The organism is Rhizobium sp. WSM409 (genome assembly GCF_057653825.1).
Map to the genome: position 1 here is coordinate 2,692,358 of NZ_CM172794.1, position 26,906 is coordinate 2,719,263.

Annotated in this window: 27 protein-coding genes; 12 read left to right on the forward strand and 15 right to left on the reverse strand. The window is 58.5% G+C overall.

The window, feature by feature from the left end:
* Positions 1–134: 134 nt before the first annotated feature.
* The gene (locus AC25BC_RS13590) at positions 135–443 is read right to left on the reverse strand and encodes an RcnB family protein (RefSeq protein WP_012758162.1); all 309 of its coding nucleotides are present in this window, start codon (positions 441–443) and stop codon (positions 135–137) included.
* Positions 444–968: 525 nt separating this feature from the next.
* Between AC25BC_RS13590 and AC25BC_RS13595 the strand changes: the two genes are divergently transcribed.
* Both AC25BC_RS13595 and AC25BC_RS13600 read left to right on the forward strand, forming a co-directional pair.
* Positions 969–1,352: a VOC family protein gene (locus tag AC25BC_RS13595; protein WP_012758163.1), complete on the forward strand. Its 384-nt coding sequence runs from the start codon at positions 969–971 to the stop codon at positions 1,350–1,352.
* A gap of 178 nt (positions 1,353–1,530) precedes the next feature.
* Positions 1,531–2,862 carry a hemolysin family protein gene (locus AC25BC_RS13600; protein ID WP_012758164.1) on the forward strand — a complete coding sequence of 444 codons (1,332 nt, stop codon included), beginning with the start codon at positions 1,531–1,533 and terminating at the stop codon, positions 2,860–2,862.
* 15 nt (positions 2,863–2,877) lie between these two features.
* Here AC25BC_RS13600 and chrA read toward each other — a convergent pair whose 3' ends face one another.
* Together chrA and AC25BC_RS13610 are read right to left on the reverse strand one after the other, a co-directional pair.
* Positions 2,878–4,299 (reverse strand): chromate efflux transporter, encoded by a 1,422-nt coding sequence (gene chrA, locus AC25BC_RS13605; protein ID WP_012758165.1) that lies wholly within the window; start codon positions 4,297–4,299, stop codon positions 2,878–2,880.
* A gap of 1 nt (position 4,300) precedes the next feature.
* Entirely contained in the window at positions 4,301–5,116 is an 816-nt protein-coding gene (locus AC25BC_RS13610) for a chromate resistance protein ChrB domain-containing protein (protein WP_012758166.1), read from the reverse strand.
* Between the two features lie 75 nt (positions 5,117–5,191).
* On the opposite strand from AC25BC_RS13610, the gene AC25BC_RS13615 reads away from it, so the two are divergent.
* Together AC25BC_RS13615 and AC25BC_RS13620 are read left to right on the forward strand one after the other, a co-directional pair.
* On the forward strand, positions 5,192–5,386 hold the full coding sequence (locus AC25BC_RS13615) for a hypothetical protein (RefSeq protein ID WP_487778522.1): 195 nt from the start codon (positions 5,192–5,194) through the stop codon (positions 5,384–5,386).
* Positions 5,387–5,494: 108 nt separating this feature from the next.
* The gene (locus AC25BC_RS13620) at positions 5,495–5,803 is read left to right on the forward strand and encodes a hypothetical protein (RefSeq protein ID WP_012758167.1); all 309 of its coding nucleotides are present in this window, start codon (positions 5,495–5,497) and stop codon (positions 5,801–5,803) included.
* A gap of 220 nt (positions 5,804–6,023) precedes the next feature.
* Here the strand turns inward: AC25BC_RS13620 and AC25BC_RS13625 are convergent, their stop codons facing one another.
* A complete protein-coding gene (locus AC25BC_RS13625; RefSeq protein WP_012758168.1) occupies positions 6,024–6,326 on the reverse strand; it encodes a hypothetical protein in 303 nt (100 codons plus the stop codon).
* Positions 6,327–6,607: 281 nt separating this feature from the next.
* Between AC25BC_RS13625 and AC25BC_RS13630 the strand changes: the two genes are divergently transcribed.
* Positions 6,608–6,889 (forward strand): hypothetical protein, encoded by a 282-nt coding sequence (locus AC25BC_RS13630; protein ID WP_041935553.1) that lies wholly within the window; start codon positions 6,608–6,610, stop codon positions 6,887–6,889.
* A 76-nt stretch (positions 6,890–6,965) separates the two neighbouring features.
* On the opposite strand, the gene AC25BC_RS13635 is transcribed toward AC25BC_RS13630, so the two are convergent.
* The 4 genes from AC25BC_RS13635 to AC25BC_RS13650 all read right to left on the reverse strand — a co-directional run bounded on the left by AC25BC_RS13635 (position 6,966) and on the right by AC25BC_RS13650 (position 9,983).
* Complete coding sequence (locus AC25BC_RS13635; protein ID WP_012758170.1) at positions 6,966–7,262, reverse strand: hypothetical protein; 297 nt, start codon at positions 7,260–7,262, stop codon at positions 6,966–6,968.
* Between the two features lie 252 nt (positions 7,263–7,514).
* Positions 7,515–8,642, reverse strand: coding sequence for a tyrosine-type recombinase/integrase (locus AC25BC_RS13640; RefSeq protein ID WP_128438126.1), 1,128 nt, complete (start codon positions 8,640–8,642; stop codon positions 7,515–7,517).
* Positions 8,528–8,854 carry a helix-turn-helix domain-containing protein gene (locus tag AC25BC_RS13645; protein ID WP_432431572.1) on the reverse strand — a complete coding sequence of 109 codons (327 nt, stop codon included), beginning with the start codon at positions 8,852–8,854 and terminating at the stop codon, positions 8,528–8,530. The genes AC25BC_RS13640 and AC25BC_RS13645 overlap by 115 nt, the downstream gene beginning before the upstream one ends.
* A 658-nt stretch (positions 8,855–9,512) precedes the next feature.
* A complete protein-coding gene (locus AC25BC_RS13650; RefSeq protein ID WP_128438127.1) occupies positions 9,513–9,983 on the reverse strand; it encodes a hypothetical protein in 471 nt (156 codons plus the stop codon).
* Between AC25BC_RS13650 and AC25BC_RS13655 the strand changes: the two genes are divergently transcribed.
* Complete coding sequence (locus AC25BC_RS13655) at positions 9,957–13,742, forward strand: nSTAND3 domain-containing NTPase (RefSeq protein ID WP_128438128.1); 3,786 nt, start codon at positions 9,957–9,959, stop codon at positions 13,740–13,742. The two genes, AC25BC_RS13650 and AC25BC_RS13655, sit on opposite strands and share 27 nt — an antisense overlap.
* Before the next feature lie 96 nt (positions 13,743–13,838).
* On the opposite strand, the gene AC25BC_RS13660 is transcribed toward AC25BC_RS13655, so the two are convergent.
* The 3 genes from AC25BC_RS13660 to AC25BC_RS13670 are packed head-to-tail and all read right to left on the reverse strand — an operon-like array spanning position 13,839 to position 18,607.
* Positions 13,839–16,244 carry an AAA family ATPase gene (locus tag AC25BC_RS13660; RefSeq protein ID WP_281023981.1) on the reverse strand — a complete coding sequence of 802 codons (2,406 nt, stop codon included), beginning with the start codon at positions 16,242–16,244 and terminating at the stop codon, positions 13,839–13,841.
* A gap of 24 nt (positions 16,245–16,268) precedes the next feature.
* Positions 16,269–16,901, reverse strand: coding sequence for a hypothetical protein (locus tag AC25BC_RS13665; RefSeq protein WP_128438130.1), 633 nt, complete (start codon positions 16,899–16,901; stop codon positions 16,269–16,271).
* On the reverse strand, positions 16,898–18,607 hold the full coding sequence (locus tag AC25BC_RS13670; protein ID WP_128438131.1) for an SIR2 family protein: 1,710 nt from the start codon (positions 18,605–18,607) through the stop codon (positions 16,898–16,900). Before AC25BC_RS13670 ends, AC25BC_RS13665 begins: the two co-directional genes overlap by 4 nt.
* A gap of 272 nt (positions 18,608–18,879) precedes the next feature.
* On the opposite strand from AC25BC_RS13670, the gene AC25BC_RS13675 reads away from it, so the two are divergent.
* From AC25BC_RS13675 to AC25BC_RS13690, 4 genes are read left to right on the forward strand one after another with little or no spacing between them, the layout of a single operon-like run.
* Positions 18,880–19,395: an ImmA/IrrE family metallo-endopeptidase gene (locus AC25BC_RS13675; RefSeq protein WP_164902978.1), complete on the forward strand. Its 516-nt coding sequence runs from the start codon at positions 18,880–18,882 to the stop codon at positions 19,393–19,395.
* Positions 19,392–19,817, forward strand: coding sequence for a hypothetical protein (locus AC25BC_RS13680; RefSeq protein ID WP_128438133.1), 426 nt, complete (start codon positions 19,392–19,394; stop codon positions 19,815–19,817). The genes AC25BC_RS13675 and AC25BC_RS13680 overlap by 4 nt, the downstream gene beginning before the upstream one ends.
* Positions 19,814–20,698 (forward strand): bis-aminopropyl spermidine synthase family protein, encoded by an 885-nt coding sequence (locus tag AC25BC_RS13685; protein ID WP_128438134.1) that lies wholly within the window; start codon positions 19,814–19,816, stop codon positions 20,696–20,698. Before AC25BC_RS13680 ends, AC25BC_RS13685 begins: the two co-directional genes overlap by 4 nt.
* Entirely contained in the window at positions 20,695–21,261 is a 567-nt protein-coding gene (locus AC25BC_RS13690) for a hypothetical protein (protein WP_128438135.1), read from the forward strand. Before AC25BC_RS13685 ends, AC25BC_RS13690 begins: the two co-directional genes overlap by 4 nt.
* Here the strand turns inward: AC25BC_RS13690 and AC25BC_RS13695 are convergent.
* Positions 21,236–22,000 (reverse strand): hypothetical protein, encoded by a 765-nt coding sequence (locus AC25BC_RS13695; protein WP_128438136.1) that lies wholly within the window; start codon positions 21,998–22,000, stop codon positions 21,236–21,238. The two genes, AC25BC_RS13690 and AC25BC_RS13695, sit on opposite strands and share 26 nt — an antisense overlap.
* Before the next feature lie 364 nt (positions 22,001–22,364).
* On the opposite strand from AC25BC_RS13695, the gene AC25BC_RS13700 reads away from it, so the two are divergent.
* Entirely contained in the window at positions 22,365–22,871 is a 507-nt protein-coding gene (locus tag AC25BC_RS13700) for an AAA family ATPase (protein WP_164902979.1), read from the forward strand.
* On the opposite strand, the gene AC25BC_RS13705 is transcribed toward AC25BC_RS13700, so the two are convergent.
* Both AC25BC_RS13705 and AC25BC_RS13710 read right to left on the reverse strand, forming a co-directional pair.
* The gene (locus tag AC25BC_RS13705; RefSeq protein ID WP_128438138.1) at positions 22,861–23,343 is read right to left on the reverse strand and encodes a hypothetical protein; all 483 of its coding nucleotides are present in this window, start codon (positions 23,341–23,343) and stop codon (positions 22,861–22,863) included. The genes AC25BC_RS13700 and AC25BC_RS13705 overlap by 11 nt on opposite strands.
* Positions 23,344–23,392: 49 nt before the next feature.
* A complete protein-coding gene (locus tag AC25BC_RS13710; protein WP_128438139.1) occupies positions 23,393–24,523 on the reverse strand; it encodes a hypothetical protein in 1,131 nt (376 codons plus the stop codon).
* Positions 24,524–24,598: 75 nt separating this feature from the next.
* On the opposite strand from AC25BC_RS13710, the gene AC25BC_RS13715 reads away from it, so the two are divergent.
* Positions 24,599–25,078: an ASCH domain-containing protein gene (locus tag AC25BC_RS13715; RefSeq protein ID WP_128438140.1), complete on the forward strand. Its 480-nt coding sequence runs from the start codon at positions 24,599–24,601 to the stop codon at positions 25,076–25,078.
* Between the two features lie 520 nt (positions 25,079–25,598).
* Here AC25BC_RS13715 and AC25BC_RS13720 read toward each other — a convergent pair.
* Positions 25,599–26,870, reverse strand: a complete 1,272-nt coding sequence (locus AC25BC_RS13720) for a phospholipase D family protein (protein WP_128438141.1) — start codon at positions 26,868–26,870, stop codon at positions 25,599–25,601.
* Between the last annotated feature and the right edge of the window lie 36 nt (positions 26,871–26,906).

The following is a 26,906-nucleotide window of genomic DNA, read 5'->3' on the forward strand; positions in this document are numbered from 1 at the left end:
ACGCGCCGTGGCTGGATTCCTGTGACGAGCACAGGAATGAGGAAGGATAGAGAGAACGACGATCTTATCCGAGACGGAAGCGCTTGCCGCCGCAGAGTCAAAGCCGAAGCCGCCCTTCCTGATCTATCGACCGATCAGCGACCGGCAATAATGCTGGAGATGATACCGCTGGTGACGCCAATCAGCAGGTAGTCATTGTCGGCCCGCACCCAGCGATAACCGCGGGGCGGAGGCGCCAGCCGGTAGCGGCGGTAGTCGTTGACATCGGAGAACCGGCGACGTTCGCTGGCGTTGACGCGGTATCCCCTCTTCCAATGCGACCGGACGACCACCTTCTTCTGCTCGACGTGGGGACGGCGGTGATCGTCGGCGCTGGCCTGGGAAACAACCATCGGGGAAAGAAGGAAGGAGGCGGAAAGAAGAGCTGCAAAAATCTTTTTCATGTGGGATTCCTCATGTTGGGCACGTGACCAAACTAGGGCCGAAAAGATGAACCGAAACTGAAATAAAAATTAAACTTTTGTAATCAAATCCAATAGCTACGGGTCGAAGTTTATATTTTAGATTAATCTTATACATGGTAACAAATATTCTATCGCCGCAGACGGGGCATCGGCGCGGCCGGCCAGTTCGTCCTTGGAAGCCCTTGGCAGCACATCGGGGCGGGATTGAAGAAAAGACAGTTGCGGGGCATCCGAGGATGAGCCTAGGGCGGCGCGCCCTTCCTGTGCCCATCGCCTGGAAGACGCCGCCGTGGAGGGTCGCTGCGGATGGCGGCCGACGGGCATGCCCTCGATTCGATATCTTGCCTATCGCCTAAAGGTGCTCGCGATTGGCATAGCGAGATGCATAAACTTGAAACGGGCGCATAATCGAGTTCGAAGCGACGCATTAGGAACAGGAGAATTCTGCATGTCCCGTGAGGGGACGATCAGATCAAGACAACGAAGACCACAATGGAGGAAAACATGCCCGGTATCAGCATGCGCTATATCGTCGACGACGTCGACGCCGCGGTGGAATTCTACACAAGACATCTCGGCTTCTCCGTCGCGCTTCGCCCCGCGCCGAGTTTCGCCATCCTGACCAGGGACGGTTTTCGTCTGTTCGTCAGCGGCATGACGGGACCGGGCGGAGCATCTCAAGCAATGCCCGACGGGCGAAAGCCGGAGCCTGGCGGATGGAATCGTATCCAGATCGAGGTCGGAGACCTGGAGGCGAAAGTCACCGCGCTGCGCCAAGCCGGTGCGCGCTTCCGCAACGAGATCGTGCAGGGCATCGGCGGCAAGCAGATCCTGCTCGATGATCCGGCCGGAAACCCGATCGAGCTCTTCGAAGCACCCAAGCGGTGAATGGCGCGACGCCGGTCATGCGGTTGCCACGCATTTGCAGTCATCAGCAAACCGACGCAGTATTTCGATCACGGCTGCCGGCGTTGGCATCTCTCGCCGCGAGGCTGGCCGGAACGCCTTGCCACCAGTGTGCGAGCGTGTAGTTTCGGATTCCTATCAATTCGAAGGCAGGGAAAACATGTCCGATTCCGCCGGCGGGCTCTCCGACTATATCGGGATACTAGCCGTGTTTCTTCTCGTCGCCGCCAATGGCTTCTTCGTTGCCGCCGAATTCGCCCTGGTGTCAGTCAGGCGTAGCCGCGTCGCCGAACTCGCTGCGGCAGGCCGCATGAACGCCTCGGCACTTCAGCGCGCCGTCGACAATCTCGACTCCAACCTTGCAGCCACCCAGCTTGGCATCACCATCTCGTCGCTCGCCCTCGGCTGGGTTGGCGAACCGGCGCTTGCCCATCTGATCGAGCCGCTGCTGTCCTGGCTGCCCGGGCAATGGGCGACGGCGGGCGCGCATACTGTTGCCGTCGTCATCGCCTTCGTCATCATCACGGCCCTGCATATCGTGCTCGGCGAGCTCGCGCCGAAGAGCCTAGCGCTTCAACGCAGCGAGGCCACTTCGCTTGCCGTGGTGCGCCCGCTCGGTCTGTTCCTGGTGCTGTTTAAGCCGGCGATCTTTGTCCTGAACGGCATGGGCAACATGGTGCTGCGGGGCGTCGGTCTTCGCGCCGGAACCGGGGAATCGTCGTTCCATTCGCCGCAGGAGCTCAAGCTGCTGGTCGCTGAGAGCCAGGAGGCCGGCCTTCTCAACCAGGTGCAGCAGCAGCTCGTCGAGCGGGTGTTCAACATCGGCGACAGACCGATCTCCGACATCATGACCCCGCGTCTCGACATCGAATGGTTCGACGCCGACGACAGCGAGGCCGAGATCCTGAAGACCATCCGCGAATGCAGCCACGAGCAATTACTGGTCGCCCGCGGCTCGATCGACGAGCCGATCGGCATGGTGTTGAAGAAGGACCTTCTCGATCAGGTTCTCGACGGCGGCAAGGTCCGGCCGATGGAGGTGATCAAGCAGCCGTTGGTGCTGCATGAGGGCACCTCGGTCGTCCGCGTGCTCGACAGTTTCAAGGCCTCACCCGTTCGCCTCGCCATCGTCATCGACGAATATGGCAGCCTCGAAGGCATCGTCACCCAGACCGACCTGCTCGAAGCCATCGCCGGCGACCTGCCGGGATCCAACGAAGAGCCCGACATCGTCGTCAGGGAAGACGGGTCGCTCTTGATCGATGCGATGATGCCGGCCTTCGACGCCTTCGAACGGCTGGGCCTGCGCGATCGTCCGGATGCCGATTTCCATACGCTGGCGGGCTTTGCGCTGCATCAGCTCCAGCACATCCCCGAAGCCGGCGAAACCTTCGTCTTCGACAACTGGCGCTTCGAAGTGCTCGACATGGACGGCATGCGTATCGACAAGATGCTCGCGACGCGCATTCCCGCGGATGGGGCGGAGGCCTAGGGCCAAAGAAAGGCTCTAGTTCACCGCCAGCGTCCAGAGCATTCCCGCGGCTGCGCAGGCTAGCAGCGTCGCGATGACGGAAGCCTTGAAGCGGAAGATCGCTATCGCCGCGGCGGCAGACAGCGCCATTGCCGCCGGCACGGCCGATTGCAGCACGGGAATATCGAGCCGCAAGCCGCCAAGCTGGACGGTCGCAACCTCTGCAAACAGCGTGTGCAGGGCAAACCAGATAGCGAGGTTGAGGATAACCCCGACCACCGCCGCTGTTATGGCCGACATCGCGCCGGCGAGCGCTATGTTGCCGCGCAGTTTTTCGATGAACGGCGCACCGAGGAAGATCCACAGGAAACAGGGCACGAAGGTGACCCAGCTCGTCAGTATCGCCGCAAGGGTCGCAGCAAGCATCGGGTTCAGCGCTCCCGAATCCCGGTAGGCGCCCATGAAGCCGACGAACTGGACGACCATGATCAGCGGCCCCGGCGTCGTCTCGGCCATGCCGAGACCATCCAACATCTCGCCGGGTTTCAGCCAGCCGAAATGCTGCACGGCCTCCTGTGCGACATAGGCAAGCACCGCATAGGCCCCGCCGAAGGTGACGACCGCCATTTTGCTGAAGAAAAGGCCGATTTCGGTAAAGACGTTGTCAGCACCGAAGGTTGCGTAGAGCGCCGCGAGCGGCGCGAGCCAGAGGGCAAGCAGCACGGCCGAGATGCGCAGCGACCAGGCGAGATTCGGGCGCGCATGCGCCGGTATGCCTTCGCCGAGCGCCGACTCCGCATCCGACAGCACCGGGCCGCTTCCGGCCTTATGGCCGCCGCCCGTCTGAAAGGCGGCAAGCCCGAACCTGCCGCCGAGGAAGCCGGCAATGCCGGCCGCGAGCACGATCAGCGGGAACGGCACATGGAGAAAGAAGATGGCGATGAAGGCCGCGGCCGCGATACCGACCATGACGCGATTCTTGAGCGCACGACCGCCGATGCGGATGACGGCCTGCACGACGACGGCAAGCACCGCCGCCTTCAGCCCGAAGAACAGGCCGGCGACGATGCCGACATTGCCGTAAGCCGCGTAGATATAGCTGAGACAGAGGATCGACAGGAACCCAGGCATTACGAACAGCAGGCCGGCGACGAGACCGCCTGCTGTCCGATGCATCAGCCAGCCGATATAGATGGCGAGCTGCTGCGCCTCGGGTCCGGGGAGCAGCATGCAATAGTTCAGCGCATGCAGAAAACGGTGCTCACCGATCCATCGCTTCTCGTCGACAATGATCCGGTGCATGACGGCGATCTGGCCGGCAGGGCCGCCGAAACTCAGGGCGGCGACGCGCAGCCACACCCTGAAGGCATCGCCAAACGAGACGCCGTGATGATGCCCCTCTCCGGTGTCTTCCTCCGCCATTTTGCCACTGGGCGCATTATCCGTCATCTCGACCATCTCATGCTCTCTTCTTCAGCGCCGGCCAGTTGTGGGTTTCCTCGGTCGCATCGCGGCACCAGCGGAAGAAGGCGTCGTAGAGAAGCATCCCGGCCTCGAGCTGTTCCCGATCGTCGGAATACATCCTGGAGAGGCCGAGCGAGGCGGCCAGCAGGCCCGCCGCCTCGGGCGCGAGATCGAGTCTTGCGGTATCCGCCGCCCTGACGATCCGCGCCAGGCGCAGGAGCGGCTCCGATGCCAGCCCGAACTCCTCGACCATGACATCAAAGGTGCAGAGTTCGCCGCGATGGCTCCAGAACACATCATCGATATCGAAGGGCGTAGCCGCGAAGCGCTCGCTGACGGCTAAAACCTCAGGCGCCGGCACGAACAGGAATACGGCGCTCGGATCGACGAAGCGCCGGATCAGCCAGGGACAGGCAATGCGGTCGATCTTCGGCCGCGCCCGCGTCACCCAGACGGTACGTCCCTCAGCGTCGCGGCGCGGCAGCTTTTCCTCGGGCACCGCCAGTCCACCTGTGATCCAGGCTTCGAAGCCGCCTTCGAGGCTCTCGGCGTCGATCCCGGCATGGCGCAGGTAGGCGGCGACGCCATGGCTGAGCTTGCTGCCCTTCTGGCAGACCACGACGACGGAATCGGCATCGACGCTGCCCGCCCAGGACCCGACCTCGGCATGGCTTCGCCGGATCGAGCTGGGCACCAGGCGCGGATCGAGCGCGAAGTCCTCCTCGGTGCGAACGTCGATAATGCAAGGCGCACCGGGGGTTCCAATGAGGCGGTTGAGCTTGTCGGGAGAAATTTCGAGAAATGACGGCATGACGCGTCCCTCCGTTGATCGGTTTTACTGGACGCGATTCTTCAGCATGACGCCTCGTGGGGTGATCGCGACCCCATGCAGAAATCATTCGCAAACAGACTCCGTGGTGTCAAGCGCATTGCGCCCAGGCGGCTTGCCGTCCGCACCGGCGGGCCGCCATCCATCACCGCATCCGCTCAGCCGGCAGCTCTACCACCGGGTCTTCTGCCGGTCGCCCGCAAGCATATGATGGGTGAGCGGCAAAGCCGCGAATGCGCGGAACGCCAGTAAAGCGCGAAAAGTGAGTACGAAAACCCAGTCAGCACAAGCGCTTCGGCCCAGAACGGAACAAAATGCCCACTTCTGCATTCTTCTGTCACCGAAAGAGGAGAAAGTACCATGACGTACGACCCCAATAATGCCAACGACCCGAACCGCCCGCTGAACCCAAATCTGGATCTGCGCACCACGCCGAGCGCGCGCAGCAGTAATACGTGGGTTGTCTGGGTCGCTGCATTGGCCGTGATCGCTGTCGCTGCATTCGCCTATTCGCAGTGGAGCACCCCCGGCACATCCCCGGACACGACAGCCTCCACGACCCAATCAGAGCCGGCGCCGGCCAAGCCGATCGCTCCGACCGACAACAGCGCAGCGCCTGCACCGGCACCAGCACCGGCCACTCCGCCGGCTGCCCCTGCACAGCAGTAATCGCTGCTCGTTCAGAAGAAGCCGGCCCAGTGCCGGCTTCCTTTCTGCCGCGAGTTCTTGAAGATTTTTAAGCAAACCCTATTTAAGGGATACTAAATCTGTCTCTGACGGCTGACCACGGAGGTACTGGCAGCCGTTATCGAGACTGATCGAGGAAGGTCGGTGCGAGTTTCGCCCGGCCTTTTTTCTTGACCCTATTGGCAACGCCTCGATCGGGATATTATTTCGGGATCCTGTTATAGAAGGACTGCGGATCGTACACGCATTCGTATTCGAGAAGGCAGAGTTTGCCGTTGGCATCCCTTACCCTTGCGCTGTCGTATTTGTCGCCGAGATTGCACCTGGCCGGCGGATAACGGAAGCTGCGGCCGCCAAAACCCATACGCACAAAAACCGCCTTGTCCTTGCGAATGATCTGCGCAAGCTCCTCGCAACTGTGATCCCTTGCATTGACCTCCACCGCCTCGATGGCAAGAGCTGCGGACGGAAACAACAGTGCGACGGCCAGAACAACGCTTTTCATGGAAACTCCTGAATTGGAGAGAGCCAAGGTAGGGCATCCCACCGCGTGCCGCCAGTCCGGAAACCCTACGAATTGTACGCCTGAGCACAGCCGTGCCTTTTACTTCCCGGCACGCTTGAGAAGTCAGCTAAGGCACGAGCTCTTTGAAGGCAGCAAGACCCAGGTGGACGGGCACTCCTTCGCTACTGCCCCGGCGAGGGCATCGCTACATCCCGATCCATTAAGATGTTTGGTCTACGCTGCCGGCCATGAAACCGACGTTTGGACGCAGACACCTTGCATTGGCAGAGCCGGAGCGGACCAGGGCCGTTCCAGCACGGAAGGTCGATGCGTCGCCCGCCGGAAGTTTCGATTGGCCGAAAATCAGGCGTTACACCAAAAACGCGACCTTGGTCCTGTTGATTGCTACCAAACTTTCGGTTGCGACTATTTACGTCCTTAGGCTAAACGCCTCGCATTCCTTCCAGGAATACGCAGCGCCGATCGCAGTGATGGCGGCACTGTCGTTTTTCATCGTCGCAGCTCTCTGGCTCGCAGGCATGAAACTGAGCGGCGGCGATTGAGGCAACCTCGGTTGGCGCCGTCTGAAGTTGACCGCCACCCGCACTTCCCGCTCCCTCCCTCTCTCACCGGAAGCGTCTAGGGAAAGTTATAGGGCGACGCGGGGTCGAAAACGCAGGCATAATCAAGGATGCACTGCTTTCCACCTGCATCGCGCAAACTGGTCGTAGTGCGCTTATCGCCCATGCTGCATTGGGCGGGCGGATAACGGAAACTGCGGCCGCCGAAACCGACGCGGACAAAGACCTTTTTGTTCTGGCGGATCATCTGCGTAAGCTCGCTGCAGCTATGCTCGCTCGCTTTGACGTTCATGACGGCTGCGGCAAAGGCAGGAAACGGCAGAGACAATGCGACGACAAAAATAACGCTTCTCATAGATCCCTCCCGATACGCGAGAGGGAGATAGGGCGCACGGACCGGCGCGGCCAGCCCTGCGGACAACGCGAACCGTGCCGCTCGCTTCGAGAACGGTTTCCGGCAGGCCGGAAAATCCGGCCTGAGTTCAAATACATCAATCTTTTCAAGAGATTTGGTGGGTGATGTAGGGCTCGAACCTACGACCCGCTGATTAAGAGCCGGTTACAAGACGCCTCACCTACCAGCCAATGTATCATAGAATTGAGATAGTTAGCTTTTTGGCAGAGAATCACTTCGGGACATATTTCGGGACTTGGCGCTCTCTTCCAGCGCTGCTGCTAAATCCTCGTTCATGACATGCGCATATTTGGCGGTGGTAGATATGTTCGAATGGTTCAAGGCAAGCTGGACCAGCTTGAGATTGCGCGTCTCCCGCAGCAGCTTCGTAGCCCGATCATGCCTGTGATCGTGGAAACGAAAATCTTCGACACCTGCCTCGGTGCGGCAGCGACGCCAACGGATAGAGGCGTGCGATCGCACAATAGGATATCGTTGTCCTTTAATGTAGCCTTTCTTCGGAAGATTCCTCTTTGCTACAAAAGTGAAGACGAAAACGGGATGATGACCCTTCAGCGGTTCCAAGATTTCGCGGATCGATGGTGTGAGCGGTGTTCGGACCACCGTGTCGCCTTTGCCGGGCGTGACGATCTCTCCAGCGTCCTCATTGATGTCAGTCCATCGTATTAGTGTCTCCGACATGCGACGCCCAGTTACATGAGAAAAAAGATACCAAGGCATGAAGTCGTCACGCATCGAGGCGTCTAGGGCTATCCGCTCGCTATCTCGCAGTTCCCTGACGCGTTCTTTCGGCTCTTTCAGCCAGTGCTTGCGCCAACGAGGCTCGAGGGGAAGCGGATATCGCCAGAGTTCCTTCGCGTGGCGTAGTATTGCTCTGAGCGGCTCCAGGACTTCCCTGTTGACAGTCGCGCTAGTTACCGGTCTGTTAGAAACGGTCTTGAGCTTCGACTTGCCCCAACGCGGCTGCTTTCGGCGGTGGGCGACGATCTCCATTACTGCCTCGTCGTCTATCTCTTCAAGCCGCTTTTCCTTGCCGAAAAAATCGACGATTCTCTTTATCGTGGCGAAGTGCCTCTCCGGATTTTTCAGGTACTTTGCTTTTTCCTCCCAATACCGGCCGGCCGCCTGATTGAATGTCAGCGGCTGTTTACCGCTTTTCGCTCTCTCTCTGACTTCCTCTGCCACCTTTTCTTTCAAATCACGTTCTATCGCGGCCGCTTCCCTGCGGTTCTTGGATTTTGTAGATCCGTGAAAGCGACTACCATCGACTTGGAAGTCATAGTGGAAGTACGGGCTCCCATTTGGCCTATAGATGGACATGGCGATATCTCCTTTCTCCTGCGCGTGAGAATGAACTGTTCGAGCTGGTCGATCGAGAATCGACGAATTTCCCGGCGCTCAGTGCCGAGGTCGACATATTCAAGGCGGCCTAGTCGCACATGCCGGAGGAGAGTCTTTTCGGATATGGCAAGACGCCTGGCCGCCTCCTTGAGGGTGACGAACTGATTGGTCGCAGAGCTGGTGAAATTCACGCCTCACCTCCTTCGCCCTAATGCGCTAAGTTCGGCCTCTCTGGGCGTTTAAAGCCGGCCCATACTACAAAGGTTTGCGCGGTAGCTCCTAACCGCACGCGAATCTAACTCAGAGAAATCGCACAAAATCAATCCCGTAGCAGAGGTGCCATGGGCGGGAAGGCGCGTCGCAACGAACGAACGTGACAGTTCTACCGGCCTTACTGAAACAGCTCGAATCCATGCAACTTTGATCGAGTCCTTGAAAAAGGCACATCAAAGGTAGCGGTATAAAGTAAGACACTCTTAGGTAGAGTGAGCGAGTCCTTCATTAATCGAGACGTTCGTCTTTGTGATATATCAATCACGTTTCCGTGATCGAGCTGAGGTGACAAGGTTGTGTCCAAAAGATCAAAGGGGAACCGGTCGATCTTTTGATGGCGAAATCGCAAATCCGGGCTTGTCAACGATGGCGTCGCGGCGATGATCGCGGTCTTTTCCCCTGGCTGTGAGTTGGCGCGGAAGCCTTCAGCCCCTCGACACTCCCGGCACACATCACAGGACGTGAAGTCTGATGATAGTGGGCGGATGTCCGTTTCCGATGTCCGGCGCGGAAATGGCGCCGAGATCGAGAAGAATTTCCGTACAGTTGGGATAGCGCATAGCCGAAACCGCGACTTCAATCCGTGCTGCCAGTTGTTCTGAAGAAGAGATTGGTGTTGAGCCACCTGACGTTTGCCTGTCCGTCGGCATAGAAGCCGTTCTCGTCAAACTGAGTGAGCGTAGCGCCCAGACTGCATTCCGAGGTTCCAATCCCGCCCCTGCCGAAGACGGAGGACAGGTCGCTCAATAGCCGTCCGCATCGCAGATTGACGTCGCTTATCAGCAGACTGCCGTCGTCCGCTCCATAGAGGAGGCCGTCCGCGCCGGCCTGGATGCAACAAAATAGCGCCATCGATGGTTTGCACTGTTTTCCGCTTAGCCCGTTGAGGCAGACGCTCACTCTGGCGCTCTCGGTCAGACTTGCAAATCCAGAAGGATCGCGCACAAGGGAAGATTGACAACCCAAAAGACTACATTGCATGAACTCTGCAACCGACCAACCAGAGCCCGAGAAACAACGATGAACATCGCCATCACTGGGCAGCAAAAATATGATTTCCAGGACCTGGTGTGCGCCGAAACGATGCTCTCGTTCGCCGACGATGACACAGCATGTTTCCTAGTCGAGCCGGCCGGCGGTGAAGACGGTCAGCTCCATGCCAGGGGAAAGATATTCGAGATCCAGGTAAAGGGCGCGGCCGGGGCGGTAGGCTTCGACAATATTGCTGACTACTTGGCGCATTTCCCCGCCAATGCCGCATCAGGCTCCTTCCTCCAACGCATCGTGTCCGAGGAGAATCGCTACGCCATCTTCGTTCTTAGCGGCCGCTGCGACGACGCCACTTCGGCGCTCGTCACCACCGTGTTTCCAAGCGACCCGGCCCCACTGGCGCGTGTCAAGTTGGAGGGGGCGAATGCGCTCCTCGTCGCCCTCCGCAAAGCTGCGGCGGCGGGAGACGAGCCTACGAAGCTTTCGAAGACGCGCGAAGATCAACTTCTACGGTTCCTTGATGGACTAGAGCCCGCCGACCTGCGGAAGGCATTGCGGCGCGTCTTCGTGTTCGAGCGAGTAGACGACGTAACGATTCAAGATCGATTCGCACGCACGCTCTCGGCGAAGCACCGCCTTTCCCTAAACAAGGTGCCCGACGCTATTGCTAGGTTCCGCGACGTCGTGAAATCTGCGAAGGTGGTAGCGGTGGACGCGCTACCCGCCTTCCGAACCGAGCTTTCTAGGATCGAATCGGCGTCCGTCCAACCGGTCGGTTACATTGACCGCGGCTTAGAAGACGACTGGGCCGCGCGGCTTGAACGTGACCACGCCCTTCTCGTAACTGGCAGACCTCGGACCGGAAAGAGCTTCACGGCCTTCATGATCGCGTCGCGATACCAGCATTTCGGATACGACGTACTCAGGACGTCGGACATCTCTTCCACCGAACGCTATCTCGAGGAACCAACCCGACAGGCTCGCGTAGCCGTGCTCGAAGATCCCCTTGGAGGCGCAGCCTTCGAACCTGATGGTGGCCGTACCCTTGCCCGGATCTCCAAGCTCGTCGGCCGTCTGCCGCCGGAAGCAAGGCTGATCGTAGTCCAATCACAGGAGCAGCTTCTTGCGGCGTCGCTTGCGTCCAGCGTGACAACCCTGACGTCAGGTGGCCTAGGGTGGGTCGAACTTTTAGATGGCGATCCGGATTTCGTGCGCAAGGTGTGGCTCGCGGGCGCCGACGAGGCGAATGCTCCGAACGCATTAAAGACGCTCGTCGAGGATGGGCTGGGCACTGGAGCGATCTTTCTAAGTCCTGGCGCCGCATCGTTCGTCGCGGCGAACCATGCGGATCTCTCTCAGCCCTTTACTCTCGACGGCGTCCAAGATCTGGCGACAAAGGATTCAAACGCGATCGGCAGTGCTTGGGCTGCTGAAGGCTTGCGCCCGGTTGCGCGCGCGCTCGCTCTGGGTTCGAACGCGTCCGAAGACGTTGATCTGCGCGAGCTGGCGTTCATCCTAGGCAGCGGCGGCCAAGCGCTTCCAGGGGTGCCAAAAGGAGATTTCGACGGGTTCGTCTACGGCGGGGACGACAGTTCGAACCCTCCCGATCCTACTTACGAAACGGAGCCCGAGCTGTCCGAAGCGCAGGCTCGTCAAGTTGACATCCTTGAGGAACGCGCCCTTATTTTGAACGCCTCGGGCAAGCTTCGTTTCTCGCATCCGATCTATGTCGCGGCTGCCCGCATCGCATCGGGTGGAACCACCCAACAGCAAGCCACGGAGCTCTGCGAGGGCTTCCGACGAGCGATCTTCTCCGCCGACCCAAGAACAGCAACGATAGCGGCGAAGAACGCCGATTGGATCTACGAAAGGCTCGCAGGGCGCCGCGAACAAGCTCTAATGCTGGAGGTGGTCGAACAGGCGCTCCGCGGCTACTATCCATCGGTAAGGGACGCGTGCTTCAGCTTCCTGCTTCGGCATTTCAGCAGGTGGGCACTCGATGTTCAACAACGTCTGCCGCAGTGGGTCGGAAGCGTGACCAAGATCGATATCTCTGCACTTGAATGGCGCAGTGGCAATGCCCGTCTTCCATTGGGAAAGAGCATAGGCTTTCGGGCGTTTGAACTCGACTTGGTCGGATTGGCGGCGGCGGAAGTCACCTCCGAGCGAGCCATTCTTGAGGGTCGTTCCGGAGGCTATCTGTCGGTCGAGGCCGCTGCGCGAGCACTTCTCTTCTACAGGCAGGATCCCCGCTCGCTCACCCAGCTTGCTGCCGGCAGGTTGCTGACCTACGAAGAAGGCTTCATCCGCGGAGAAGCAGCACTAATTTGGCTTTCAGTGGACAGGACCGACGACGACGAGATTATTGACCGTATCGGACGCGATGACCACCCCCGCGTCGCTGCGTGCGCGATGGAGGGGGCGGTGAAGGGCTGGAATTCGTCAACCCCCGCGCGCCGGCGCCTGATAGTCCAGGCGTTGCGCATGCATGCCGGCAATGCTGCTGGTGCCGCCGCGATCCTGCCGGATCTCGTCCGTTTCAACAGAGTGGAATTCACAGGCATCAATACGCCGTGGGATCTTTTCGGCTCGCTCATGCCGACCGCGCTCAAGTCTAGCCCTGCTGGCGCCGTCGTGTCAGAACCGCGTCTGTTCTCCGTCATAAGGGAAGCCGTGTCGAAGCTCGATACAGCGATAGTTGTGGAGATATGCGACGCGTGGATTGATTGGATAGAACGGGAGCTGCGCGATGGGAGGTTTCGTGGAGAATACGCCGTCGGGGTACCGGAGATTCTCGTCGTAGCGACACGGACGGCGCCCGAGAAACGGGCCGGCCGCTTGAACCGGATTTTGAACCTGCCAGGAACCAGCGCCGTGCATTCGGCGCTAGTCGACGCCGTTGACTATTGGGATCTGCTCACCTCGGACGAACGCAAGGTTATCGAGGATCTGCTGCAAGACGCCAGGCCGGATGCCTTATGGCTTCAGGCAGCAGTCCTTACCAGGACGCATCCTCCACTTTACCTTCAACACAAAATTCTAGGTGGAACACTCACTCTGGAGGCTGATCCGGAAACCCTGATAGACGAGATACCTGCCCAGCTTTTTGACGCGTGCGTTCATTCGTATGCGGGATGGATCGGCCATCTCTGGAACAAGGCCCATCACGGCGAGGAAGTGTGGGAACCGGTGATCACAATCCTTGCAACGGTTCCCCAGCATACCTCATTTTCCGCCGCCTGGTTCGAGCTGACACTCAGAGGAGATGGCAGACCGGTTGCGACAACAATCCGGGCAATCGGGGCCGAGCGCGCCGAAATGGTGATCGACCTACTAACGGCGGACAAAGTCAACAGAACGGGAGACTTCATGCCGGAGGCATGGGAAGCGGTTCTGGATTTCGCCCTAAACAGGGATATGCGGGACGCACTCCTTACCCGAACACTAACTTATCTTCCTGCCATCCTCGAAGACATCAGTGACCTTCAGCGCTGGCTTCCGACTGACGACCATCCGTTTATTCTCAAAGCACTTGAAGGCGACCTACACGCAATTCTAATCGCACAGAAACTTTCCTCGAACACCGACTTGCCTGGAGGCCTACCAGTCCTCAGGACAATGATCGAAGCCCGACCGCCTGCTATTCACGGGACCTACAGTCGTCTGACTGCGACATTGAGCACATTCAAAACCGGCGCCCCTGATTTCTTCGATTGGCTCGAAGAACGCAGACACGAAAGCCTCGAATTGCGAACGGAACTTCGCGAGAGGCTGCGCATCAGGGCGCCAGTCCCTTCGGGATGGATGGATCCTTGATCGGCCGATGACTCCACTGTCGCGGCCTTTCTCTCTGCAACGGCAAGTGCAGGACAGGTAAGGCAAACGAATCCAAATAAACTATGCCAAGGCGAGCTAGGCTGCGATTGCGCGATCCGTTTCATAAAGCTTGGCGTTCCACCGGCAAGTTGTCTGGCCGGAAGAACTCCTTCCCAACTCAATCACGTTCAGTCTGTCGCCAGGAAACGCCGGGCTCAATTCCAAGCTGAGATAGTCGAACAACGAACGTTCGTGCACGGCAAGGACGATCTGTCGACCCATCTGCTTTGACAGCGTACGAATGAGCGCTGCGAACTGAGCGATGTGGACTTCGTCCATACTCTGGACGGGATCGTCGATAACGAGCCAGGGAAGCTGCGGTTTCACCGACAGATGAAGGGCGAGAAAAAGCGTTAATGCGGCGGTATTGAGGTTGCCGGCGCTCAGCATGGCCCGCGGGTTGCCTCCCTTGCCGCCGTGACGGTGGTGGGTTTCGAGGACGGCTTCGATATCACCGGACGTTACATCCGGTATTGCGAAGGCGGGAATGAAGGGCTCCTCCGGCGCCAAACGGACGAAAAGGTCTCGCCATAGCGCGTTGAGCTCGTCGTTGAACACCTTGCGGACGACTTTCCCCTTTGCTTCCCGCGTTTTGCGGACGAGATCCTTTGCGGTCTCGATTATACCGTCGGCGTCCGCGCGTCTTCGCCGAAGCTCGTCAGCTTTGGAGATCGCGTGCGTCCTCTCCGTTCCGAGGGCAGAAAGAGCGTTGGCATCAGTATCCAAGGAGGCGGCCTTTTCAGCCAGGGTTCTGCGCTCCCTACCTCTCTCGTTAAGAACGTTCTCCCTGCGGTCGATGGACGAACGGATCCTTTGGAGCAGCTCGCCGACCGACTCGTGAGGGTCCGACGCCACGACGATCCGATCCGCGAGCGCGGCCACGTCTCTCCGGAGGATCTCTAGCGACTGGTCGGCGCTTTGAACCGTCGCTGCGTTTCTGGCGCTGGCCGCCGCTGTGTTTCGCAGGTCGTCGCCGTTCTGCATGTCAGACGCCGTCGCGCTCAATTCCTGCCCGACGTCGGAGAGGTCGGCGAGCCGCATTTTCAGGCGCGTGAACTCCTCGTCCGCCAGCACATCGGCCCCGGCTTCCGACAGGCGGCGTTCCAGGGAAGAGATTGCGGAACTCGTACTCGTCCTGTCTCGCGAGAGCGACTGCAGCCGCCCGGCATGCTCAAGCATCTCGCTGACCTTGGCGGCGACATGTGCACTCAGTGGCGTCGTACTTACTTCGCTGAAATTGCGATCGCATACCGGGCAAAGGTCGTCGTGGATGTGGGTGCTGAGTTCGAACAGCATCTTTGCAAGAGCCTCGTTGGCATCGGTCGCGGTTCCGAACTGCTCGTCGAGGCGCAACAGGCGCGCTCGCGCCTCTCCTGCCTCGCGCCTAATCTGCTCAAGCATGCGAAGTGCGGCCTCGTGGGATTTAAGGATGCTATCAATCCGCTCGACGTCGGCACCGATGCGTCCACGCAAGAAATCGCCACGTTCAAGCAACCCGCTTTCGCTTGAAACGACGAGGTCCGCAAAAAAGCTCCCTGCCCGTTGCAGCAACGCCTCGACGCCATGACCTCGTGTCCGGATCCACTCGTGTAAGGAATTTCTGGCCTCTGTAGCGACGGCCTCGAGCAGGAGCCGCTCGCCAGTGCCGCTGGCGGTTCTTGCCATGTTCCAGGTCTCGTCAAGCACTGAGAAATCGCGTCTTAATCGCGCGAGTTCCATCAGGTCGCTCTCCTCGTCGCCTTGAACTGGGAGCAACTCGAGCAATGCCTGTAGACTCCCGGACTCGGCGGACAGCGCGGGATCGAGACGCGCCAGGATCTCGCGAACCTCAGTCTCGAGCGTCTCGACGGATATCCTCAGGCTCGCTTCGCGCCGGTCAACCTCGTCAATCGTCTTCTCCGTCGCAGCGATCGCGGCGCGCGTGTCGTCGTAAGACGGTACCGGAGTTCTCAGCCGCATGATGTTTCCAGCCGAGTGAAGGCCGCCTATTATCGCCTCCATTCTATCAAGGCCAAGCAACTCCTTCACGAAGCGGGTGAGAGGCGAATCAGTTCGCTTGTCGGAATGCTGATAGATCTCGAGAAGGCGTCCCAAGGTCGACTGCGCGAGGTAGCTCCGCTCGCTGAAGAAGTTCGCTTGCAGGCTGCCGAGGACCGGCGTGCCGACGACCCCATCCGCTGTCACTCGCATCTCGCCGACCAGTTGGTCTCCGGTCGCGGTCTCGACCTCCACTCTGACGTCTCCAAAAGGCCTGTCCTTGTGAGGCAGGTAGGCAAGATAGTCGGGTTCGGCGCGCGACAGCGATGGCACTGCCCCGGTCAGGCCCATCTCTATTGCCGACAACAGGCTCGTCTTGCCCGCTCCATTGGGCCCATGGACGAGCACGATCGGCGCGTCGAGCGAAACCCTGACTTCGCCGTCCACACTTCGGAAATCCTTCATATAAAGGGACTTCAACCGCATCGTTCAGGCCTCCACATCCCGTTCGTCGTCAAGCTGCCGCTCATCGGCGACCGTCTCCCGGTCGGACTCCACCAACTGCAAATCATCATCTTCCTCCCCTAAAGCTCGTCTGAGCGCGTCGTGGAAACGCGTGCGAACAACGTCCTCGCCGAGGTTGGAAGCTTCGAGAAACCGAGCGGCCTCATCGGTACCGGGAATGATCTTCGCCTCTCCGACGCCGATGTCGTGTTCGCTGAACAAGGTCTTTGGGAGTTTCAAAGGGAGCAGGATCGAAAGCTTGTCCAGAAGGTCCCGTGGATCGGCCGCCTCCTCGACCGCGAGGATCCTGCCGACCTGTGAAAGCGCCTGCAGGTTTTTCCCAACCGGTCGCGGTCCGACGATGATCGAAGTCAAAGGGCGCTGCGACCGCATCACATCAAGAGCACGGGCGATGCCCTCTATCTGCTGTACAACCTTCCTTTCGCCGTTTGCGGCCATGTCACCGACAATCACCAGATCGGCGCAATGCCCTACTCCAACGAAGGCGGCGGCCACGTCGAATACCAGACCGGCGATTTCCAGCGGAGAGTCCAAGCGACGGTATCCCGCATCCTTGAGAACTGCTGCAACTCTTTCTGCTGGGATTGCCGCCGTCATAACGCCACCTTGTTTCGAAAACGTTCCAGAAGATCCTCTACCTCGGTTCCCTCTGCAAGAAGCTCCTCGACGCTAACCTCGCGAACAGGCGCCAGACCTGTTCGGCCCGGCGGCCGTCGAGGCGACCGGGGCATGGTAGCAGGATTTGACTGGCTGTGGACCACGACCGCGTCGTCGTTGTCCGCGAGCAGTCCGTTAGTAATCAAACGAATGGCGGCGCGCTGATCGCCTGCGAAAAAAATCTTCGCCGCACCGCTACGTCCTACCAGCCCGAACGAGCCGGAATCCGGCACGGCGGTATTCGCGCGTTCTGCGGTCCAGAGCCCTCTATCCAGCCCGAGCCCGACGAGGCTCAATCCGACGGCGAACTCGGCAATTCCGCCACCCGCAAGATTGGGATTCGCGGTCATGAGCTCCACAGGCTCCGCCGTTACCGGACTATACAGACCGGTTGCGGCCGTTGGAAGCGCACCCTCCCTGAGCATTGTCATAGTCCGACCCATCATAGTAATCAGGCTCATCACATCTTCCGCACTTGCAGTTACCTTCACAGCCACAAGGTTGCGTCCGTGTCCAAGTCCCTCAGCGAGCTTCGCCCTATCGACGTCGTCAATCGTCGGCAGCCCCTCACGTACGAGACGTGTTAGTTTTTCCGTCAGAACGAAGAGAAGAAGTGCCAGCAGCAAAGGTTTGGCGAAGGCCTGGACCAATGCATCGGCCTTGATCGCAGAGCGGCTGCCGGCATTGAACTCCTGATGATATACGTTCTGAAGGAGGCTTTCCTGGTCGCCTCCCAGAGTGTTCTCCGCGAAGGCATAGGCTGGCGGACGGGTCGGAAAGTGCCAAGGCATCTGAACCTGCGCGCTGGCGAAAAGGCTCTGGATGTTCGAATCCTGCGCGGAAAGACCGAGCATCAGCGTCGGCTTTGTAACGACCAAATTGATAAGAGCGTTCGCCATGACCTGATTGTTGGCGATCCAGCCATTGATCTGGTTTTGCCTTGCCACAAGCAATGACCGAAATCGCGCCGGATCCTCCAATGCCGATTTCGCGCAACCATGGAACTTGTAGAGATTGGTGCGCCTGCGCCCCGCCCTGGTATCGTCTGGGGCGATCGCGACACGCTGGATCGGCTTTCCACCCGCTAGGATATCCAACGCCCTCTCGACCAGCGAATCCCAGTTCGCCGAGGGCATCTCCGATGCGACCCCCTCCATCGCGAGAGCGGCAAGGCAGAGATGCTCGGCGTCCGGCGCGATCGTCGGATCCGAGTAGACGGCGGCGGCATTCAAGACGTCCCAGAGGAGGTAGTCCGCCTCCTCGCCATCGACGGCAACGCCGAGCATGCGTGCGTAGTTGTTGACCAGGCGGCCGGCGAGCGCCTCGAAGATCGGCCACTGATCCGGACTGATCGAATAGTCGATCTTATTCCATTCGTCGGGACTCGGCCCGGCATTGCGGACCACCTGGTCGAGAGCTTCACGAAAACGGCACTTCGGATCGGTCTGATCAATTCGTCCATGAAGCGAAATAAGGATTCGCTTCGCAAGAGTTTCGAGGTCCGGCATTCGTTCGCGCGAGATGCCGGAACCCAGCCAGAAGACATAACGGTCGTTCGCGACGCCGTCTGCAAGCTCCCGCTTCGGTCCGTCAAGCATCGCGAGCGTCTCTGGAATCGTTATCGTAGCTGCGGGAGGAAGTGCCATTCAGCCTCAAAGGACAATCGAAAGGTGCAATAGAAAAACTCTTGTACTCGCTGAAATCGATGTGGTCCATCGTCATGAAGTCGTTGTCTCAAGAGTTTCTTCGTCACGACGATATTGGATCTTCAACGGTGCTAATTTTCATAAATCTACGGCGCCACCTGATTGCTCCGCAAGCCGCAGTTGAGAGCGCAGAAGTTGTAGTCTATATTTGTTAGAGTTCAGTTTGATGATTCGTTCTATTTTGCGTCCGCACGATTCTGCAGGAGCGAGGCTTGGCGACACGCAAAGCGATCGAGGAGGAAGCGAGCGCGCTGCTTTCGCGGATCGGCGTCGATTCGACAGGCCCTGTAGATCCCGTGGCCGTCGCGAACGAACTCGGACTGAAGGTCTACAACGCCACGTTCGACGACGAAGGGATACACGGACTGATCGCGAAGCGGCCGTCCAACACCAGCATCTACGTCAATGTCAATGACCGGCCTGTTCGAAAACGGTTTACGGTCGCTCACGAACTGGGCCACTTCATCCTTCATCTCGCCGCAGGCGAGGGCGAATTCATCGATACCCAAGACAATTTCCGAACGGTACAGGATCCAGATACCCCTTGGAACGACGTCCGCCGTGCCGAATGGGAAGCGAACGTCTTCGCGGCCGCCCTCCTCATGCCTAGGGAGGCAGTTGTCCACGCATGGAAGGAGATCGCCGATCCGGAGGGAATGGCCGCCTTCTTCCAGGTATCCCAGCAGGCGATGACGTTCCGCCTCGACAGTCTGGGACTTCTTGAATGAGCGAACCTGACCTTACCTCCAAACCGAAATCGGTTGTCGACGTTTTGGGCGAGGTTAAGCCGCAGGACGGCTCGTCGTGGGAGCCGAACAATTTCGCCGAATGGGAGGCCCGCGAGCGACTGCAGGCATACCTTCGCGTGTGGTCGCAGCAAACGGACGACGAACGCAAGATGCGGTCGCTTTATGCGAAAATGATCTTCTCCCTGATCTGCGTCGAAGTTGCATTCGCATTCCTGCTCATGGTGCTCATCGGCGCCGAAGTCCTCCACTTCGACGTCACCCTGCTCAAAGTTCTGTTTCCGAGCGTCCTCGCGCAGGTCTTCGGCCTCGGCTACCTGGTTACCCGATACCTCTTCGGCAAGCAGCTCTCCCTGCCGATTTCTGAAATTTCGCAGCGAAAGAAATCATCGAGGACTCCATGAGCGAGAACGACGAGCGCAAGAAGAACGGGAACGGACGGAACGGCCAGCCGAGGCGCAGGGCTCTTGACTTACGCCTGGCCCTGAATGCGCTGTCGGACGTCGTTCAGAACCGTCCTCCGCCAATCCGCGAATTCGACCAGATCTACATGAAAGTCGGCGATATGGTCGTGTACGCTGAGTACCTCTGCCGCAAGCTCGACGGCCGTTCGCTCGTCTTCGTAGGCGACGGCGACGCCATCGGACTATCGATCGCTCATCTGATGAACGAAGGGATTCTTGATTACGGTCCGAGCAGGCTTCTGCTTCTCGACTTCGACGAGCGAATGGTGAACTCCGTCAACCGGTTCGCGCAGGACAACGAATTCTCTCAGCAGATGGAAGCACGGCTCTATAACGTCGCGGACGGCTTGGACCCTAGGCTCCTCGAATCCTTCGATTCCTTTCACATTAACCCACCGTGGGGCCAATACAACGACGGCAAGAGCGTCGTGTCCTTCCTTCGGCGCGGCGCCCAGCTTCTGAAAGACCAAGGCCTGGGCGTCGTCGCGATCGCCGACGACGACACGAAGACATGGCCGGGCCTGGTGCTGCGAATGACCCAAAAAGCAGCAATCGAGCTCGGTATGGCTGTCGTCGAGATGCAGCCGCACATGCATACCTACCACCTCGAAGACGCGCCCGAGCTAGCGTCCTGCGCGATGATCTTCCGGAAGGTGGAGAAATTCGACCTAAAGAACGAGCCGCTGACCGCCGAGGAGAAGAAGGACTTCTATGGTCGCGACCAACATCTTGAGGCGCGGTATGTCCGGGAAATCGAGCGCATCGGCCGCGGCATGGCGGATCCACGGGATTATGAGATCGAAAGGGAGATAGCTGAATGAACGGCATGGAGTCGATCGTATTCATGAAGGTCGGAATGCATGCGTCAGAATCCTTCGAGGACATCCTCGTACGAAAGAACAAGGAGTTCGACCGGACCGGGATGAGTTTCTGGGGTTACGGCGGCGGCACCATGCACCCGATCTCCAAGCTGCAGCCTTTCGCCAAGTACAGGGTTGAGCAGGGCCGCGACGTCCGCCTGATCATGGAACTTATCAAGTCGAACCATTCGATGTCGGCAGTGGCGGACGAGTATTCGGAAGATGGTGAGAACTGGAAGCCGATCCCAGAGGGTATCGAGGTTCGCGGTTCGAAATATGCCGTCGTCCTGAATGAAATCGTCCCAGGCGATCTCGAAGTCGACCTGACGCGCTACGTCGTTGGCATCGGCCCAAGCGAGGGAAAGAATGCCGGCGGATACATCAAGGGTCGCGTGGACAAGGGATTGTTAGACTACATCGGGCCAGCGAACGAGGTTTCGCCGAGAATTGTGAAGTCGGCATACTCGGCCAAACTCGCTCAGCCATTCGGCGTCCTGCTCAGAGGCGAGCGGCCCGCGCGTTGATCGAGGAAAGGGAGCCTGCTCGGATCTGGGTCGTAAACCGCAGCCACGTACTTGACTCCCCTGCGCGGTGATCGTCAACACGGCGGCGATCTTCCGGCTCAAGCAGTACCGGATCGCAGAGCTTCACAATAAAAGGTCGGAGGAGCTGTGCACCGAAGTTAGCGCGATATCGCGATGGCGTAGGAGACTGCGACGTCCTCTCGAGCAGAGAGGTAACCTGCGAGAAGCCTACCTTGCCGCCATTCGGGCCCGCGTTGCGGTAGACCGTTGGATCGAATTCGCCTTCGTCCCCGAGAATCAATTCCTTGTCAGAATGGCAGACCAGCGCGTAGTGACGCTTCTTCGGGCCTAGCTTTGTGGTCGCTCTGCTCATCAGCAGAACTTGCGGAGGCAATTCCACCTCCTCTCCAGCCGCGTTGAGGTACTTGCGCCAGACGAGCACGCTTTCCGGATCTCTGTCTTCGCGTTTAGGCGCCGAAAGCATAGTGGAAAACACGAGATCGACCCGGTCGTTCGACTGGAGCTTCGAAAAGTCGAGCGGATTTCCAATTCCCCAAAAGAACACCCCGTTTCCGGCTCGACGCTCGTACTCCTTTCGGCGGAAAATGTCCGAAAGATTCTGCCCCGCCTCCGCCTGCATCTTAGTCCAGCACATGAATCGCGGTGACGCCGATCTGGCCCGCATGTCCGTGCTGACGTCCACGAGTTCGTCCACTTCGGAAAAAAGATCGAACTGCATTTGTGGCCTCCAAAAATCGGTCGTCCATGTGCACGATAGTCGAGCCTTCTAGCCCAACGAACACCAACAGCGAGTCGCGCGCATGCTTGCACCCATTTTTCACACCATCCTTGTGTGGGACCTGTGGAAAGGCGGTGGACAACTCATCGCTTAGACTCATTGTGTTCCCTTTTTGTTCTTAAATCAATGCTGTGTTCGACTGGCGTCAGTCTCAAACTACCGCTCATGGGTGTTGTGTTTGAGCTATGATCCAAGCGATTCCATACGCCGCCTCAGGACCCCCGTTCACGATACGCTCCATATAATGAACGACCGGGTGCGTTTGAACAATGCGATAGGCATATCGAGGAGTCAAAAGAGCGAAATGATCCTTGTGACCGGGATATCCGGCGTCGGAAAGACCTACACGATTGAGCGGTTCGTAGAACTGTCGCCGAACTATCTATACGGCAGGGCGAGCAAGGTACTAGCCGAGCTTGGACGGCCTACAACGAACCTTTCACGCGAGATGCTTGTCGAAAATCAGGTCGCTCTTCAAGAAACGATCCATGAAATGGCACTTCGCCATGGCGACCAGCTTATCCTTGATGGCCATGCAGTGCTAGAGGACACTAACTCGAGCACACTGGAGGTGGCGGCACTATTTCCTGACATTCCTATCGCGGCGATAGTCCTCATATACGACGATCCATCCGTCCTTCAAGCGAGGCGCCGCAGCAAGGGACGTTCCCATTCTGAATACGAGATCCGCCATCTCCAGGCGTTGGAACGAAAAACATCAGAGGAATGGGCGTCATCCATCGACGCCCGCTTCCACCTCGTGAAAAGCGGACATCTGGCTGATTTCGAGACTGCTTTGACTAGCCGTTGATGGTGGAGAGACGTCCGTTGAAGACGTACTCAGTCTTACCGGGGCGGTAGAAGGATTCTAATGCTTCGGTCACGACAAAACCCATCCGTCCCAGTATGCCAGAGAGTTCGCCCATGCGCTCCTCAGGCACCGACGCGAGTGGCGTATTGCTTCCAACCCACTGTCGACCTTCATTGATGAGGCGAACACCGAGGCCCTTGCCTGCATAGATTTCATCAACCCACAGGGTGCATAACTTACGCTCCTCATCGGTCTTTTTCGCGATCAGAACCGCAAGGACACGATCTCTCGACCGGATTGCACGGATCGTTCTCGTACCGTCGAGAAGACCTGGAACCACGCTTTGCCAATACCACCTCTCGAAGTCCGGGTAATAGGCATCGAGATGCTGCAGGCGGGTGTATACCTCCGCTACTTCGGGAAGCGCGGCACCGCTCAACGTGGCTAGCACGACGTTCTGTAGCTCGGTCATGTCAAGATTCCTTCTACCCTTATGGTAGGGAGGATGGCCGTGAATGTCATCACTTTCCCTCTAAAGATTTGAAAAAACTTTTTATTCGACGCCAAATCGATGACCGCGTCCTCGCTAAAAGAAGGACGCACAACAGAATGATTCCGGCGATCTCCAAGCCGGCCCAGAAGCCACCATCCGCGACAGCGCCACTTTCGTCCTCATAGCCCAGCCAGTGTCGTGAAGACAAGAAGTCCTCAAGAGCACTTCCCAGGCCCCCAAGCAAGACCACGCCAGCAACATAGTACCAGATATTGTTGGTTGGAGCGCGGAAGCGAGCGAGAGAGACAAAATTGTCTACCGGCGCGGAATTGGCTCGCCAGTGATAAATCATCATGTTCCCGATATTGATGTCCGGAAGGTGTTTTGGAAGATATCCGTCCCAGAGGTGGGCCTCCATCCTGCGCATCTTTTGCATCGCACCATGAGAGGCGACATGCTCGAAGCTCAGATCACGGATTATAAAACAATGTGCCGCGGTCACATTGAAGAGTTTTGACGCGGGCTCCTCCATCCGGGCCACGACGGCCTTTGGCACATTTCGCATTTCGTTGAAACGAAGCTCCGTGAACTCCTCGTACCACAGCGTGGACACGAGTATGCCACCTTCTCCACCGCGTTTGGTGCTGAAGACCGTCGCGGCAGCGTCGCTCAGTAGGAAGCGCAAACGCATGTAATGCTTGCCAGGCCCATGGAGCCTTCGGCAGAAGTCAGCATTGAACGTGAGCTGAAACCCGCATTCGGCCTCGCCTCCATCATAGTCGATACGCGCGACGTCGTGGTCGCGATCCACGCGATGGAACGTGAGGAAGTGCTTTCCCTTTGACTCGGCGGTAAAGCTGTTCGGAGGCACTTCAGCACCGAACTTCACCACGTCGTTGAAAACCCCACTCAGCAGCTTATCGTCATTCAAGACCTCGCTGAGGTCGATCACCTCGGTCAAATCAAATGCAATTGGAAGAAAGAGACTCAAGGTCTTGATCTCATCGCCATTCTCTATCAGAAGCCCGACATCGAGAAAGTTTGACTCTTCCTTCTTGACAAGATGTCGCCAGAGATTGAAGTGCACCTCGACCTTCGCTCGCTCGCCCTTCGGCGGATCCTGCGTCTGTTCGTACCACAGTGCGATGCTGCTGGTCATTTCATGGTTCAACCTCGTTTTCAGCGCACCTTATGGTAGATCTCCAAATCTTTAATTAAGGCGTCGCCCTGAGCGATGGCTCGGCAGATTGAGAGTGAGGCGGTGAAAATTCCGGCGAAGGGCCTTATTGTTCGAGAGCCTTGGGTGTCAGCACTGGTTGACGGGCGCAAGAAATGGGAGTTGCGCGGCTCGAAGACCGCTCATCGGGGAAGCACTGCGTTTATAGCTGCGGGATCGGGCCTGGTCTTAGGTGAGGCCATCCTAGTCGATGTGGTCGGCCCACTTGATCGTGATTCCCTGTCGGGCTCGAAGAACTTGCATCTAGTTGACTTGGACTGGGAGACGATTGCCCTTCCCTATCGCGCCACCTTCGCCTGGGTATTCGAGAACGCAGTCCGTTACCATCGCCCGATCCCATATATTCATCCTCGCGGAGCTGTCATCTGGGTAGATCTGTCAAAGACGGCCAGGGAGGTCCTTGCGGACGCCGGTTCCGGAAAAACGAGCGTGATAACCGCCAAAGCCTCCTTTCTCGCAAAGTCCGGCATCCGTTAGCCTGAGGAAATCCTGCTACTGGCGTTTGCGAGAACGCCACCGAGGAGATGTCGGAGCCCGACGGCGCAACCGGTTGAGCTACAGGCCCGGCCAAGTCGTGAATTCGTGGGCAGATATCTGGGCTTGCGACGTCGCTTTCACTTATGGCAGGTTGACGCTCCGGCATTGAACCGAGTGCCGGGTCCAACCTTAGGGTATCCGATGGATTTTAGAAACGAGGCCCGTTCCTGTGTCGCACGAGCGAAGACGGAGCTTGCATCTGGAGACAATGCTCGTCTGAAGTGCCGTTGGCGTTAGTTCGGAAGCTCCGCTACGTCTTGACGGGCGAAGCCCGTTGTGGACCTGCGGTCAAAAGGGACTTCGCTGTAGAACGCTTCCTGCCGACGGGCGTAGCGAAACCCTATCGTGGTTCGGAAAGATGTCGAACTTCCTAGATGTGGCGACCTTCGCCAGCCTTCTTGGGAGGCGACCGACCCGTTCGACAGGGCGGGCGGCTCCAGTGAGATGCGAGGGCTGCTCCTCAATCTGGAAGCGGATAGCCAACCTCCTTCAGCCGTCGTCTTGAACGCTTGATTTCCTCGACGGTGAAGAGCGCCCTCCATTGTGGCGAGACCGCAAGCGCCTCGACACTAAGGTCAAGACGCTTTTCTTCCCACAACCGCGTGAAGCCCTGGGAGACCTTCACCGTGTTGATCAATTGCTTGGCGGCAGGAACACCACCGAGCTTTTCGACCATCGAACGGAAATCATGTGGATAGTAGCCAAACGACGCCGCCTGATCGTAGATGGCAAACATCGCCCTATCAAAAGCCTTGATGCTGGGCACCGGCGCCCAGTTGTCCAGCGATGAAACGACCTGAGCTATCGGGGTGATCTTCTCGGCTGGACCAAGCAATTTACCCGGTGTCGTGCCGATCATCTTCTCCAGCCGCGCCCTGTCCAAGCTAGAGATCTTCAGCTTTCCGATCGTTGGAATCTCCACAGAGGTCCGCTTCCGCACGAACGTCAGGTCGTTTTCGTTGTCACGGTGGGCGACATGCCAATAACCTGTGAAGGACGCCTGCTGACCGCTGACATCGAAGTCGACGAGCCAGTCGCCGACGCGCATGGCATCTCCCCAGCCTTCGTAGATGTCCGTCCCGGTAAGGCTTTGATCCTCGTCGATCGCTCGTCTGTGAACTCTCTCGGCATGGGCCGAAACTGTCCGGGCCCACTGTACGACTTTGATGCGTGCAAAGGCAGGATGGTCAGGCTGGCTCCTAACGGAGGAAAGTAGATCGGTGGATAATCCGCCTGCTGCGGGCGACGCTGCGCGTCTCGCCTTCCAGGCCACGCGCGCAAGCTCCATCTTTTCAGGAGTGATCGCGTCCGCGGTAAGGAAACGCTCGTCGCACCAAGTGCGCAGTTGGGCCAGAAGCCCGCTGTCGGTTGTCGTGATGTTTGCCTCTGCCCAACCTGAAATGGCCGGTCCTTCGACAACGAGACCGTTGCTGGAGGCATTTGAAGAACCAAGCACGACCTGCGCGGCCGTGAGGTAAACCTTGCCGTGGAGCCTCGGGTCGGAACGGACCTCTACGTTGGCCCCCAGTCCCATGATTTCTTCAATTTCAGACGGGTTGCACGCCCCGGAGTCCAGATTGCAGACTACCCGCAGAGACTGCCATTGCCTGCGAAGTCCGAGGGAGTCGATCGCTCCCGCTCCCCAAAACGCGACCACGATCGTTGCGGCGTCAGCTTTGCCGAGCATTTCTCGAATGGCACTCAGCCCGTCTCGTTCGTTCAAAAACTGCATAACAATAGCCCTCCCAGCCCTGTTGTTTTAATTTAC